This is a genomic window from Sphingomonas sp., assembly GCF_039595165.1.
Taxonomy (GTDB): Bacteria; Pseudomonadota; Alphaproteobacteria; order Sphingomonadales; family Sphingomonadaceae; genus Sphingomonas.
In genome coordinates this window covers 1-13,752 of the sequence record NZ_JBCNMA010000017.1, presented here as the reverse complement: position 1 = coordinate 13,752, position 13,752 = coordinate 1, and the positions used below count along the sequence as shown (strand labels likewise).

11 protein-coding genes are annotated in these 13,752 nt (G+C 67.1%); 4 read left to right on the top strand and 7 right to left on the bottom strand.

Annotated elements, in window-relative coordinates:
- Nucleotides 1–106 precede the first annotated feature (106 nt).
- From ABDV68_RS05035 to ABDV68_RS05010, 6 genes are all read right to left on the bottom strand, one after another.
- Complete coding sequence (locus tag ABDV68_RS05035; RefSeq protein WP_343518580.1) at nucleotides 107–1,375, bottom strand: ribulose-bisphosphate carboxylase large subunit family protein; 1,269 nt, start codon at nucleotides 1,373–1,375, stop codon at nucleotides 107–109.
- Nucleotides 1,376–1,529: 154 nt separating this feature from the next.
- Entirely contained in the window at nucleotides 1,530–3,362 is a 1,833-nt protein-coding gene (locus ABDV68_RS05030) for a beta-L-arabinofuranosidase domain-containing protein (protein WP_343518579.1), read from the bottom strand.
- 271 nt (nucleotides 3,363–3,633) lie between these two features.
- Complete coding sequence (locus tag ABDV68_RS05025; protein WP_343518578.1) at nucleotides 3,634–4,404, bottom strand: FadR/GntR family transcriptional regulator; 771 nt, start codon at nucleotides 4,402–4,404, stop codon at nucleotides 3,634–3,636.
- Between the two features lie 369 nt (nucleotides 4,405–4,773).
- Entirely contained in the window at nucleotides 4,774–7,605 is a 2,832-nt protein-coding gene (locus ABDV68_RS05020) for a TonB-dependent receptor (protein WP_343518576.1), read from the bottom strand.
- Nucleotides 7,606–7,697: 92 nt separating this feature from the next.
- On the bottom strand, nucleotides 7,698–8,969 hold the full coding sequence (locus tag ABDV68_RS05015) for an MFS transporter (protein WP_343518575.1): 1,272 nt from the start codon (nucleotides 8,967–8,969) through the stop codon (nucleotides 7,698–7,700).
- Between the two features lie 27 nt (nucleotides 8,970–8,996).
- Nucleotides 8,997–10,148: a mandelate racemase/muconate lactonizing enzyme family protein gene (locus ABDV68_RS05010; protein ID WP_343518574.1), complete on the bottom strand. Its 1,152-nt coding sequence runs from the start codon at nucleotides 10,146–10,148 to the stop codon at nucleotides 8,997–8,999.
- Between the two features lie 294 nt (nucleotides 10,149–10,442).
- On the opposite strand from ABDV68_RS05010, the gene ABDV68_RS05005 reads away from it, so the two are divergent.
- The gene (locus ABDV68_RS05005) at nucleotides 10,443–11,174 is read left to right on the top strand and encodes a FadR/GntR family transcriptional regulator (RefSeq protein ID WP_343518572.1); all 732 of its coding nucleotides are present in this window, start codon (nucleotides 10,443–10,445) and stop codon (nucleotides 11,172–11,174) included.
- A 36-nt stretch (nucleotides 11,175–11,210) separates the two neighbouring features.
- Here the strand turns inward: ABDV68_RS05005 and ABDV68_RS05000 are convergent, their stop codons facing one another.
- Nucleotides 11,211–11,573 (bottom strand): L-rhamnose mutarotase, encoded by a 363-nt coding sequence (locus ABDV68_RS05000; protein ID WP_343518570.1) that lies wholly within the window; start codon nucleotides 11,571–11,573, stop codon nucleotides 11,211–11,213.
- An 87-nt stretch (nucleotides 11,574–11,660) separates the two neighbouring features.
- On the opposite strand from ABDV68_RS05000, the gene ABDV68_RS04995 reads away from it, so the two are divergent.
- The 3 genes from ABDV68_RS04995 to ABDV68_RS04985 all read left to right on the top strand — a co-directional run.
- Nucleotides 11,661–12,839 carry an aldose 1-epimerase family protein gene (locus tag ABDV68_RS04995; RefSeq protein WP_343518569.1) on the top strand — a complete coding sequence of 393 codons (1,179 nt, stop codon included), beginning with the start codon at nucleotides 11,661–11,663 and terminating at the stop codon, nucleotides 12,837–12,839.
- Complete coding sequence (locus tag ABDV68_RS04990; protein WP_343518568.1) at nucleotides 12,836–13,582, top strand: SDR family oxidoreductase; 747 nt, start codon at nucleotides 12,836–12,838, stop codon at nucleotides 13,580–13,582. The genes ABDV68_RS04995 and ABDV68_RS04990 overlap by 4 nt, the downstream gene beginning before the upstream one ends.
- A gap of 10 nt (nucleotides 13,583–13,592) precedes the next feature.
- Nucleotides 13,593–13,752, top strand: a 160-nt coding sequence (locus ABDV68_RS04985; protein WP_343518606.1) for a CoA transferase, incomplete at its 3' end; no start/stop codon positions are given.

The window sequence follows — 13,752 nt, the reverse complement described above, 5'->3', positions numbered from 1 at the left end:
GGCGCGGCGGGCGATCCGGGATCGCGAGAGAGCACGGGATCGCACCCTGACGCCGGACGGGTCGTATCGGCATGCAAGCAAATCAATTCCAACATTGCAAGCGCGCTCATCCACCAAACGCGCCGAGCGCCGCCTTGAGCTCGGGCGCGTCGTTTGCGGCCTGCTCGGCGGGGATGCCGGCGACCGCGGCTTCCCAAGCCTGCTGCAGCGCGCGCACGCCCGCCGCCGGGCCGCCGGGATGCGCCATGATACCGCCGCCCGCCGCGAACATGCAGTCGACCGAGCCCAATGCGGCGAAGGTCGGCGCGGCCTGCCGGGCCGACTGACCGGAGGAGAAGACCGGCATGATCTCGCAGCCCTTGTGCGGCGCCGGGAACATCGGCGTCAGGCACTCGCGCGCCGAGGCGATCACGCTCTCGTTGCTCTCGCAGAACTTGTTGTCGATGCCGTTGACGTGGGTGTGGTCGATCCCGGCGAGGCGCCAGAGCTTCTGGAAGGCGATGTAGCTCATCCCGATCGCGGGCGAGCGGCCGAGCATGCCCCAGCCGTTGCGGTGGCCGTGGATCGGCAGCCGCGAATGGGCGCGAAGGACCTTCATCGCGGGCAGGCCGATCGAGTTCATGCTGGCCATGATGCAAGTGCCGCCCTGCGCGACGACATGGTCGTGGCGGGCGAGCATCTCGTCGATCTCGCCGGTCAGGTTGGCGGCGAACATCACCTTCTTGCCGGTCCGCTCGGCATGGTCGTTGATCACGCGCATCACCGCGCTGATCCGTTCATCGAACGGGCAGTGCGGGCCGTCGGCCTGGAGCTCGTCGTCCTTGATGAAGTCGATCCCGGCCTCGACCAGCGTGCGCACCTGCGCGGCGGTGGCTTCGGGCGACATGCCGACGCTGGGCTTGATGATCGTGCCGATGATCGGGCGGTCGAACACGCCGGCCAGCTCGCGCGTGCCTGGCACGCCGAATTGCGGCCCCTGATAGCGTGTCAGGAACTCGGGCGGCAGCGTCACGTCGATCAGGCGCAGGCCGGAAAAGGCCTTGAGCTCGGAGAGGTTGCCGTTGATCGTCGCGAGCAGATTGGGGAGCGACAGCCCCATGTTCGAGACGGGCCAGGAGAGGCGCACGCGGGCGCGGCGGCGCTTGCCGTCCCAGTTCCTGGGCGTGCCCGATCCGGGGAGCGAGGGCTCGGCGACCTCGCCCAGCTCGACCAGTTCCTCGACCCGCGCGGCATGCGCTTCGCGCAGCGCGTCGGTCTCGCCGGGGACGCGGACGAAGGTGCCGGTCGACTGCTCGCCGGCCATCGTTTCCGCGGCCTGGTGCAGCGGGAAGGCGGTCTCGATCTCGTAGGTGGCGGTGACGCGGGGGTCGGTCATTTCAGTCCGAGGCCTTCATATTCCCCTTTCGTCATCCCCGCGAAGGCGGGGATCCATTGCCGCTGCCGTCGCGGCTCGATGCGGGAAGTCAGCCAGAATGGATCCCCGCCTGCGCGGGGATGACAGATGAGAGAGGAGACAGGCATTCCGATCGTCACGCCGTCTTGAAGTAGGTCGTCGTGCGCTCGGTATCGACCGCGTAATAGGGGATGAACACCAGGTTCCGCTGGCCGACCTTGGCGCGATAGGATTCGGGATTGCCCGGCATCGGCTCGAGCGCGCCGGGCAGCGCGATCGTTTCGTTCTCGATCCCCTCCCACGGGTTGAGGCCGACATACATGACGGCGCCGCGCATCACGGCCTGGAGGTTGGGATTCTCGGGATCGATCGCGAGCGTGCGCAGCGGCTGCGGGATGGTCAGCTCGACCGTGTCGCCGGCCTTCCAGCTGCGCGTGATCGTCGCGAGCTGGCCCGGCGTCGCCGGCTGGGCCCTGCCGTTGACCAGCAGCTTCGCGCCCCTGGTCCAGTGCGGGATGCGCAGCTTCATGCCGAAGCGGCCATTGCCGGCCTTGCGCACGCGCAGCTTCACCGTGTCGGCGACCGGATAGTCGGTCTCCTGAACCACTTCCACCGCGCCGCCGGGGCGGTCCCAGGTCACTTCCGAGGGGGTGTAGAGGTTGACCAGCAGATTGTCGTCGTCGTGGAAATAGGCGTTGAGCACATAGTCGGCGACGCCTTGCACCAAGGTGCCCGAGCAGCACGGCCATTTCTGGTGGTAATAGCGCTTCTGCCCCTGCGCGCCGTAGTCCGAATAATAGGGATAGCCGCCGTCGCTGTCGGGCAGGCGAGTGGCGAGCATGGTGTTGTAGAGCGAGCGCTCGAGCCCGTCGCCATATTGCGCCTCGCCGGTGAAGCGGATCAGGTAGCGCGCGAGCTTCAAGTCGGCGAAGGCGCCGCACGGCGTCTCGAAATGCGCCTTGGAGGACTTGAGGCTCTTGGCGAGGTTGCCCTGGCCGAGCACGACGAACTGCTCCTCCGGCCCCCAGCCGCCCGAGGCGAAGCGCTGCGGCTCCATGAACTTCCAGGCGTTGACCAGCGCCTGCTTGTACTTCTCGTCTCCCAGATGGAGATAGGCCTGCGCGCCCGAGGCGTTGCCGATGGTGTGGCTATAGGCGTGCTTGGTCGGCAGCACGTCCTCGCCCGCGGCGAGCGGGTCGAACCATTCCTTGTTGAGCAGATAATGGACCGCCATGTCATGGTACTTCCGGTCGCCGGTGATCTCGGCGACGTGGAACAGGTTCTCCGAGATGACATAGGTCTCGTCATACGGCGGATTGACCTTGCCGATGCGGTCGCGCGAGACGGGCGAGATATAGGGGCGGCACTTCTCGATGATGATCGGGAGCAGGGTCCTGGCCTGCTCGGCGCCGCTCAGGCGATAGGCGTCGACCAGGCCGACGACGTACTTGTCCATGACATAGGCGGCCCACTGCGCCTGCGCCTTGGGGCCGGCATAGGGATTGGTCGCGGCGACCATCGCCTTGCCCCACTCGCTGACCAGCAGACGGACCTTGTCATGCGCGGCCTGGTCGCCGGTCGCGGCGCCGTAGCGCGCGAGGCCCGAGATATACTGGCCCAGGGTGAGCCCGGCGACGAAGCCGTCGCGGTCGTACCAGCCGCCCATGTCGGGGCCGGGGGCGGGCAGGCCGGCATTCTGGCGGAACACCTTGAGGATTCGGTCATTGTCGAGCGCTAGGAAATGCGCGTGGATATGGTCGAACTGGCGCTTGATGCGGCCGCCGGTGAGCTTGACCTTGCCATAGGCGAACTCGTGCATCGCCTCCTTGCCCTTCAGCGCGCCAGAGGCCTGGGTCGCGGCAAGCGCGCTCGCGGGCAGCGCGCCCATCCCGGCGGCCGTGGTGGCGCAGGCGGCGCAATGCATGAAGTGCCGCCGCGAAAGGCCTGCGGTCACCGGGCCGTCAGTCATCCAATCCCTCCCATGTCGTTCCAGCTCCCTTACGAATTTTTACGGATTCGCGGGGAATTGAAAATATAATAATACTAATATTTGCGGGGCGCAACCGGCCGGAGGAGGGGCCGGTACTCCGCTTTGCTTTTCCGAACCGGGTTCGGCCGGGCTTCCATATCCGAATCCCGTCGTCATCCCGGCGAAGGCGGGAATGACGACGTGGGAAGATGATTCCCCAATCTAGCCCCGCTTTCGCAGGGGAATGATTCAAGCTGAATCAGAGCGACGCCTACTTGCCGCGCTTGCCCGGCGCGGTGCTCTTCTCGATCCGCGACACGCCATGGCCGATGATCTCGCGCATCGCGCGCGCGGCGCGATCGCCGTCGCCCGCCTCGATCGCGTCGACGATCTGCGCGTGGCCGCGGACGCTGGTGTGATGCTCCTCGGCCTCGTTGACCGGCGAGCTCATGCGGAACGAGGCCATCAGCGCGGTCTCGATCACGGCCGCGAGCGAGCGCATCAGCGCGTTGCCCGAAGCGCGCCCGATCGCCTTGTGGAACTGCAGGTCGGCCTCGGCATAGTCGCGCGCGCTGTCGGTCGCGTCGCGCATCCCGGCGAGATGGCGGCGCAGCTCGGCAAGGTCCTCGTCGGTGCGGCGCTCGGCCGCGGCGCGGGCGGCGGCGGATTCGATCGCGACGCGAATCTCGGCGAGATCGCGCAGGAACGCCATGTCGAAGCCCTGGCTCACCTTCCAGGCGAGGATGTCGGCGTCGAAATAATTCCAGTGCGAGCTGTCGAGCACGGTGGTGCCGACGCGCGTCTTGGAGACGATCAGCCCCTTGGCCGTGAGCGTCTTGAACACTTCGCGCAGGACGGTGCGCGAGATGCCGAAGCGGGCGAGGATCTCGGCTTCCTGCGGCAGCTTGGTGCCTGGCGGGATCGCGCCGGAGAGGATCTCGTTGCCGAGCACTTGCGCGACCTGGTCATGACTGGACCGGATGTTGCGCGCGAACCGGCCGAAGCGGGGTTCCTCCTGGTCGATCGCTGCTTGCTGCTTCACATTCTGCACCCGGTTGCCGCCCCCATCTTGCGGCCGGCGCCTCGCCGCCTGCGAAGCGCTGACGCGGCCGATTCCCCTGTATGCGGCGAAGCGTCCCACATTTCCATCGGCATTTGATGCGCGCGCCGCCCGAACGAAGCGGGGCGCCCCGGCACGGCCGATCGACCGCGACGGAGCGCCCCTCAGCCGCGCCGGGGAGAGGGGTGGCAGGCGGCTGTCGGTGTTCGCTTGGAAAATGCGTCGGGCGCTTTTGCGGCACCAGGCCGCTCCCCCACCCGGCCACCCGGCGGCAGCATCATATGGGTGGCCGGGTGGGGAGCGGGCTGGTGCCGCCCTGAAATTCGCCCTTTCGCGAATTTCCGGACAGACTCAGAAGCGGACGCGGACGCCGGCGGAGACGCGGCGGCCGGTCTTGCGATACTCCTTGGTGCGGTCCTCGCTCACCGAGTAGATGAACTCCTTGGCGTTGTTGAGGTTGATCGCGTCGGCGAAGACGGTGAAGTTCTTGCCGATGTCGTAGGACAGGCTCACGTCGAGCTGGCCATAAGAGTCGAAATATTCGGGCTCGCCGTTGCGGCCCGAGGCCAGCACCAGGAAGTTGTCGCGATAGGTATAGGCGACGCGGGCCTGGATGCCGTATTTCTCGTAGAAGCCGACTAGGCTGTACGAATTCTTCGACAAGCCCTCGAGCCCGAAGGTCACGTTGGCGACCGCGTTGCGATACTGCGCGTTCGAGTCGGTGTAGTTGTAGCTCGCCTGGATGCCGAAGCCGCTCAGTACGCCGGGCAGCCAGTTGTCGAACGACTGGCGATAGCCGATCTCGAAGCCCTTGACCGTCGCGCCCTCGCCATTGTCGGGCACGGTGACCTGGAAGGTCACCTGGTCGACGAGCTGCGGGGTCGTCGTCAGCGTCACGAACGAGTCGATATCCTTGTAGAACGCCGCCGCGGAGAGCAGCGAGCCCGGGGCGAAATACCACTCGGCGCCGGCCTCGACCTGCTTGGCGCGGAACGGCTGGAGGTCGGGATTGCCGCGGCGGATCGTCTCGTTGCCCGGGTTGGTCTGGATCGACTGGCGCGGCGACAGGTCCGACAGGGTCGGGCGGGTCATCACCTTTGACGCCGCGAAGCGCAGCAGCAGATCGTCGGTGAGGCCGAGGCGCACGTTGATCGAGGGCAGCCAGTCGCGATACTTGCCGCGGAAGCTGATCGGCTGGACCGGCGACAGAACGATGTCGTTCTGGCCGGTGAGGTTGCCGTTCTGGTCGCGGCGCGGAACGGCCGAGACCACCTGCGAGGACGCGCCGGACGAGGTATAGTCGGTGTCCTCGTAGCGCAGGCCCGCGTTGATCGCGAGGTCCATGCCGCCGATCTGCGTCTCCAGCGCGGCCATCAGATAGCCGCCCCACACCTTCTCATCCACCTTGGACGAGCCGGTCGCCGAGATAGTGCCGGGGTTGAACGTCTTGCCGTCCTGAGCGGCGAACTGGTCGATCTGGAGAACCATCTCCTGCGGGCTGTAGATCAGCCAGTCGCGCAGGATGTTGTTGCCGCCGCCGGAGAAGAAATAGCGGTCGGTGGGCGAGAACAGCGAGGCCGGAAGCGCGCGATCCGATCCGCAATAGGTGCATTGCTGGCCGAACGGAGTCTCGGCGGCGGTGATCGTCTTGATGCGGCTCTGCTTGAACGCGCCGGCATAGAAGGTCAGCGCGCCGTTACCCGGATTCCATTCGATGTCCGCCTTGTACTCCTCGATCTCGTCGTCGATGTCCGAGCCGCCGCCCCAGATGTAATAGTGCGCGGTGAGGCCGTTCGGGTTGGTCGCGGCGTTGGCGTAGTTGGGGCTGCTGAAGGTGTAGTCGTAGATCGGGCTGCCGCTGCGGCGGTCGTAGCTATAGTCGATGTTCTTGCGGCGGATCGTCGTGAAGAGGTTGTTCTCCTTGCCGCGGCGGCGCGCGTCGGAGAGCGAGCCGTCGAGGCGGACGCGCAGCGTGTCGGTCGGCTGCCAGTCGATGTTGATGCCGAACTGATCCGTGGTGACGTCGCGGTCGTCATACTGGATGATCTGGTCGACGAAGCCGCCGGTGACGCGCTGGTACAGGGTCTTGCCGCCGACCTGGACGCCGTTGGCGACGGTGCCGTTGCCGAGATCGAAGCCGTTGACGATGCTGCCGCCCTCGACGACGTGCTCGACCAGCGTGCCGCCCGAGAAGTCATAGGCGAGGCCGGTCTGCTGCTCGATGAAGCGCGCCTTCGAGAACAGCGTGTCGACGGTGACGGTGAGCTTGTCGCTCGGCCGCATCTGCACCGAGCCGTTGACCGCCCAGCGCTTGAGCTCGCGCTCGAAGAAGAAGGGCGAGAGGTTCGAGGGCATGTCGACGCCGGAGAATTGCGTGACGCCGGGGCCGGTCCGCCCGAAGAAATAGTCCGCGCCGCGCGCCGGCCGGCCGATCGTGTCGTCCTTCGCCACCGCGGGCTGCACGCTGCCGCGCTTCACATGGCCGGCGCCGATGGTGAACTCGTCGATCCGGTTCTCCTGCTCGGAATAGACGCCGGAGAGCGCGACGCCGAACGTGCCGGAGTCGTTCTTCCAGCTCGCCACGCCCGAGAATTCGGGGTTCCAGCTGTCGGCGATTTCCGACCACATGCCGGTGGCCGAGCCCGCGAACTTGAAGCCCTGCTTCTGCTCGAGCGGGCGCAGCGTCTTGACGTTGATCGTCGCGCCGATCGACGAGCCCATCATGTTCGCCTGGGGCGACTTGAACACGTCGGCGCCGGAGATGACCTCCGACGGGATCACGTCGAACGAGAATTCGCGGCCGTTATTGTCGGTCGCCAGCGTGCGGCCGTTGACGGTGACCGCGTTGAACTTGGGGCCGAAGCCGCGGACGGTGACGTAGCGGCCTTCGCCGCGGTTGCGCTCGATCGTGACGCCGGCGACGCGCTGGAGCGATTCCGCGACATTCTGGTCGGGCAGCTTGCCGAGATCCTCGGCGACGATCGAGTCGACCACCGCGACGGCGTTGCGCTTGATGTCGATCGCGGCGCGCTCCGAGGCGCGGATGCCGGTGACGAGGATCTCTTCCTCGGCGGGCGCGGCGTCCTCGGCGGGGGCCGCCGTCTCCTGCGCAAGGGCGGGCTGGGCCAGCGTGAATGCGCTTCCGGCGACGGCGGACAGCAGCATGGCACGGCGAATCTTCATGGTTTCTCTCCCTGAGAACTTGTTTGACGGCAGGATGGCGCAAGCCAGCCCGTATGTCAAATTATCATCATATGTATTACAAATGCAGCGAGTCAGCGCACGCTGCGGATCGGCAGCACGCAGAGCGCGGAGCCGAACACGAAGACGATCGCGGCCCAGAAGATCGCGCGATAGTCGTTGTCGAAGGCGCTGAGCAGCGCCAGCGCCATCATCGGGCTGATGATCTGCGGGATGTTGATCGCGGTGGTCAGCACGCCCAGGTCCTTGCCCTCGTCGCCCAGCGCGCTCTTGGGGAGGACCTGAGTCATCAGCGCGGTGTCGATCGACATGAACATGCCGTAGCCGGCGCCGATCACCGCGGCGTAGATCCACATGCCGTCCATCGTCGGGATCGCGAGCAGCACGACCATCGCGATGCCCATGATCAGGCTGCCGAGCACGACGAACGGCTTGCGGCGCTGCCAGCGATCCGAGAGCCAGCCCGAGACGAGCGACGCGACGATCGAGCAGACCAGGGTGATCAGCGCCATGTTGGCGATGGCGATGTTCGCCTTGGCGAGCCCGAGCCCGATATAGTCGGCGAGGATATAGAGCAGGAACGCCGCGACCGCCTGATAGCCCATGTAGATGAAGAAGCGGCTGGCGAACGCCCAGGCGAAATCGGGATGCTGGCGCGGCGAGATCCAGAAGCTCTTGAAGAAGCTGCCCCATTCGATCGGCCGGTGCGGCAGCTTCTCGCTCGACGGCTCGCGGTTGATCGCGACGAAGGCCAGGCAGGACGCGGCGATCGCTCCCGCGAACAGGCCGTAGGCGAGGACGCGCTCGCCGGCGAGGTAGCCGGCGACGAAGGTGCCGGCGGTCAGTCCCGCGGTGGTGCCCGCGCCGATCAGGCCGGAGACGGTGCCGCGATGCTCGGGCGCGAAGCGGTCGGCGATCAGCGTCGTCATCGCCGGCTGCATCGAGTTGTAGGCGACCGCGGCCATGATCCACAGCACCATCAGCGAGACGAAGCTGGTCTGGAACGACACGCCGAACAGCGCGAGCGAGCCGATCAGCGAGGCGATCGCGATCCACGGCGTGCGGCGGCCCCAGCGGCTGCGCGTGCGGTCGGACAGCGCGCCCGAGATCGGCGTGGCGAGCGTCGAGAAGATCGAGGTGATGAAGAACAGCAGCGCGAGGTTGCTCTCCTTCGACCCGGGATCGATCTCGGCCAGCTGGTTGGGGAGCAGCACGCCGAGCACGCCGCTGTACAGCGCGAGCAGCAGGAAGGTGTTGACGGTCAGCGAGAGCTGAAGCTTCAGCCGCTGGGGGCCGAGCACATAGGACGGGGCTGGAGCCAGTTTGGTGTCGGCGGCGCTGGCCATGGTCTCTCCGCTAATCTCGCTTGTCTATTATTCTGCGGCCTGCGGCCCGTCCGGCACCAGCCGCAAGCCGGCCTGGCGCGGGCGGCGGTGCGGGCCGCCGGCGCTGTTCCAGCCGGGCGCGGCGCGTGGGGCCAGCGCCGCCTCGTCGACCGCGATGCCGAGCCCCGGCGCGTCGCCGAGCCGGATGCCGCCATCGGCGATCGTCTGGTCGACCGCGAGCCCGGCGGGCATCTTCCAGTCCTGCACCTCGATCCCGATCATGTTGGGCAGGCTCGCGGCGGCGTGCGCGACCGGATTGGCGTTGTAGCCGACCGGCGAGACCGGCAGGTTGCGCGCATGCGCGGCGGTCGCGACGCGCAGGAAATGAGTGATGCCCCACACGCTGCCGGTCTGCACGACGTCGGCGCCGTGCGCATCGAACAGCGGCGCGAACTGGTCGAGCCCGGTGAGGTTCTCGCCCGTCGCCACCGCCGCGCGGCACGCGCGCGAAATCTGGGCGTGGCCGGCCGCGTCCCAGCGCCGCACCGGCTCCTCGATCCAGGTGAGGTCGAGTTGCGCCTCGATCTCGGCGAGGTGGCGCACCGCCTGCTTGACGTTCCACGCCTCGTTGACGTCGAGCATCAGCGCGGGCTGCGAGGTGTTGGCCGAGAGGATATCGCGTGCCGCGAGCAGCCGCGCGATGTCGCGGCCGATGTCGCGCCCGCCCTTGATCTTGGCCGAACTGTAGCCGCGCGCCGCCCAGTCGCGATAGAGCGCGGCGAAGGCCTCGTCGTCGAGCCCGTAGCACAGGCCCGAGGCATAACCCGGCACGAACCGGTCGAGCGCGCCGAGCGTGCGCCACAGCGGCTCGTCGGCCATCTTGGCCTTGAGGTCCCACAGCGCCATGTCGACGGCGGCGATCGCGCCATAGGTCGCGCCGGCATGGCCGCTCTTGAACACGTGCGCGAGCATCGAGTCGTAGAGCGCGGTGACCGCGCGCGGATCCTGCCCCTCGACCGCCGGGAACACTCGGTCGATATCGGCATGCTGGCCGAGCCCGACGCCGGTGAGGCCGCCATCGGTCTCGAGCAGCAGGATCGGCACCTCGGTCACGCCGCTCGCGACGACACCGTTGACGTCGCCCACTGGCCGGCCCCAGTCATGGGTCGTCGTCAGGCTGCGATATCCGGTAATCTTCATGCTTGGCGGCGCCCCTCTGTCCGGGCGGAATCTTGCCCGGCGTCGAAACATAGTATGTATTATCTTTCCAAATCTGCAACCCTGTGAATTTGAGTTCGGTTCAGCAGAGCTGAGCCGGTTGCGGCGCCGGTCCGCTCCGCTACCCGGCCACCCAGCGCCAATATCCCATGGGTGGCAGGGTGGGGGAGGGGCCGGCGCCGCGTTTCAGCGAAGCCGAATCCGACTCTAGAGCTTGACGGTGCGGGGCTTGCGGTTCCACCCTTGGTGGCTGAACGGCGTGAGCGAGAGAAACGAATGAACGAAACCACGTCCACGCATCAGCGGGTCCGCCGCCGGCCGCGGCTGTCGACGGCGGTGGTCGAGGATCTGGTCAACGCGATCGTCATGGGCACCTATCCCGTCGGCACCGCGCTGCCGCCCGAGAACATGCTGTGCGACATGTACGACGTCAGCCGCACCGTGGTGCGCGAGGCGACGACAGCGCTGACCGAGAAGGGTCTGGTCGTGTCCCAGCAGGGCCGCGGCACGATCGTGCGCGACAGCCGCGCGTGGAACATGCTCGATCCGATGATCCTCTCGGCGCTGTTCCAGGGCGAGGAGGGGCTCGCCTATCTCGACAATCTCTCCGAGATCCGCACGCTGCTCGAATCGACGATGGCGGCCAAGGCGGCGGCGAACGCCACGCCGGATGCGATCGCCGAGCTCGGCAGCCAGATCGAGAAGCTCGAAGGCCTGGTGACGATGCCCTCGGCCTATGTCGTCGAGGATCTGAGGTTCCACGACATCATCATGCGCATGTCGGGCGACCGCCTGAGCAAGGCGATCATCGACGGCATCCAGTCGGAAGCGCTGCGCACCCACGGCTATTCGGGCAAGCTCAGCATCGAGCATGTCCGCGAGACTCACGCCGCGCACCGCAAGGTCTATGAGGCGATCGCGGCGCGTGACCCCGGCGGGGCGTCCGCCGCGATGCACGAGCATATCGCGGGGTCGTGGGCGAAGCGGCGCGCGCAGCCGCGGGGGTAGAGTGACCGGGATAATCCTCCCCCTGGCGGGGGAGGATCAGTCGGGCTGCGCCGCCAGCGAGTAGATCTGCTCCATCTCGACCCATTTGCGGTCCGGCGCGAACGGCAGTGATTTCTGGTAGGTCCCGCCCATCAGCTTCTCCCAGGCGACGACGTCGGGATTGGCGGCGTCGCGAGCCTGCTTGCCGGTATCGTCGGCAGCGGCCTCCGCGTCCTGCTCCATGATCATGAACATGCGGTTCCCGACCAGCCAGATCTCGAGCGACTCGACCCCGTCGGCGCGGATCGCCGCGTTGATCGCAGGGGGCGGGCCGCCCGGCTCGTGCCAGCGGCGATAGGCGGCGATCAGCTCGGGGTCGTCGTGCAGGTCGACGGCGAAGCAACGGCGGACGATTGGCATGAGCGATTTCTCCCGGACTTCGATTGACGCGCCACGCAATCCTGCCCTAAACATAATACGTCTTACAACATCATATGGAGCGGGATGGTGCCGAGGCTCTATGGCGAGACCCTTAACCGGCGCGAGCTTGCCGCGCGATCGGGATCGTTCTCGCAATTCGCGGGCGTGCGCTTGTCGACGCTCGGCGACGGCGTCGAGCGCGGCGTGCGGCAGCTCGAGTTCCGCACCGGCTCGGGCCTGCGCTTCACCGTGCTGGTCGACCGCGCGATGGACATCGCCGAGTGCGAGCATAACGGCCGTGCGGTGGGCTGGCACTCGCCCTCGGGCTTCCGCCATCCCGGGCTGCACGATTATGAGGGCGAGGGCGGGCTCGGCTGGTTCCGCTCGATGTCGGGGCTGCTGATCACCTGCGGGCTCGACCATGTCCTGTTCATGCACGACGATCCCGCCGGCCATTATTTCTATGGCCCGCGCGAGAAGGTGTCGTCATCGCTCCACGGGCGCATCGGCACGATCCCGGCGCGGCTCACCGGCTATGGCGAGACCTGGAACGGCGATGCATGCGTGCTGTGGGCCGAGGGCGTCGTCCAGCAATCGACCGTGTTCGGCGAGGACCTCCACCTCATCCGCCGGATCGAGGCCGATGTCGGCGGCGACGAGATCCGGCTGATCGACCGCGTGGTCAATCACGGCTTCTACCGCACGCCGCACATGTACTGCTACCATATCAACGTCAGCCACCCGGTGGTGGCCGAGGGCTCGCGCTACGTCGCGCCGGTCAAGGACGTGATCTGGGCCGCGCATCAGGACAAGTATCGTGCGCAGGGGACCGGCTACCGCACCTTCCCCGCGCCGATCGTCAATTTCCACGAGCAGGTGTGGCAGCACGACATGGCCGCGGATGCCGCGGGCAAGGTCAATGTCGCGGTGGTCAACGAAGCGCTCGGCTTCGGCTTCGAGGTCGAGACGCGCAAGGACCAGTTCCCGGCGATGTACGAGTGGCAGAACCTCCATGCCGGCCATTATGCCGTCGGGATCGAGCCCTCGACCAACCATGTCATGGGCAAGGATTTCGCGCGCGAGCGCGGCGAGCTGATCTGGCTCGAGCATGGCGAGGAGCGGCGCTACGACAGCGTGTTCCGCATCCTGCCCGATGCCGGCGCGGTCGCCGACGCGGTGAAGCGGATCGAGGGCGTCGCGCTTCAGCCGGCGGATGAATATCCCGCCCCATCGGGCAATTTCCCGCCGATCGGGGGTGCCGAGTGAAGGGCCGGACCGTCCTCTATACCGGCGCGGCCGGCGGGCTCGGGCTCGACACCAGTTTGCTGCTGATCGAGCGCGGCGCGACGGTGGTGGCGATCGACAATGATCTCGCCAAGGTCGAGGCGCTCAAGGCAGCGGCGGAAGGCAAGGGACCGGGCGAACTGGTCGTCTCGACCGCCGATCTCTCCGACCTCGCCGGCTTTCGCGCGACGCTCGACCAGCTCGCGCGGCACATCGGCGGGTTCGACGTGGTGATAAACAACGCCGCGATCTATCCCTCCAAGCCGTTCGAGGACTATTCGATCGAGGAGCATCAGGCGGTCCAGCGCGTCAATGTCGATGCCGGGATCGTCGCGGTGCAGGCGGCGTTGCCGGGGATGCGCGACAAGGGCTTCGGCCGGATCATCAACGTCTCGAGCATCACGCTGTCGGGGGGCTGGGCGAACCTGTCGCCCTATGTCGCGTCGAAGATGGCGCTGGTCGGCCTGACCCGCGCCTGGGCGCGCGAGTTCGGGCCGTACGGCGTGACCGTCAACGCGATCGCGCCCGGCGCCTTCCCGACCGACGCCGAGAAGATCCACCCCGACCCCGAGGGTTACAACCGCATGGTGCTCGACGCGCAGTCGATCAAGCGCCGCGGCACCGCGCATGACATCGCCAACGCCATCGCCTTCTTCGCGAGCGACGAGTCCGGTTTCGTCACCGGGCAGACGCTGCACGTGAATGGCGGCTGGACCATGAATTGAGGAACTCCGAGTGACCAATATCCTGAGCGGCATCCGCGTGCTCGACTGCTCGATCGCGATGGCCGGGCCGTTCGCGGCGCAGCGCATGGGCGACATGGGCGCCGACGTGGTCAAGGTCGAGCCGACCAGCGGCGAGTGGCAGCGCACCGTCCACCAACACCGGAATCTGG

Coding starts and splice junctions, on each gene's coding strand:
- ABDV68_RS05035 (WP_343518580.1), bottom strand. CDS start 1,375: ATGACCGACCCCCGCGTCACCGCCACCTACGAGATCGAGACCGCCTTC.
- ABDV68_RS05030 (WP_343518579.1), bottom strand. CDS start 3,362: ATGACTGACGGCCCGGTGACCGCAGGCCTTTCGCGGCGGCACTTCATG.
- ABDV68_RS05020 (WP_343518576.1), bottom strand. CDS start 7,605: ATGAAGATTCGCCGTGCCATGCTGCTGTCCGCCGTCGCCGGAAGCGCA.
- ABDV68_RS05015 (WP_343518575.1), bottom strand. CDS start 8,969: ATGGCCAGCGCCGCCGACACCAAACTGGCTCCAGCCCCGTCCTATGTG.
- ABDV68_RS05010 (WP_343518574.1), bottom strand. CDS start 10,148: ATGAAGATTACCGGATATCGCAGCCTGACGACGACCCATGACTGGGGC.
- ABDV68_RS05005 (WP_343518572.1), top strand. CDS start 10,443: ATGAACGAAACCACGTCCACGCATCAGCGGGTCCGCCGCCGGCCGCGG.
- ABDV68_RS05000 (WP_343518570.1), bottom strand. CDS start 11,573: ATGCCAATCGTCCGCCGTTGCTTCGCCGTCGACCTGCACGACGACCCC.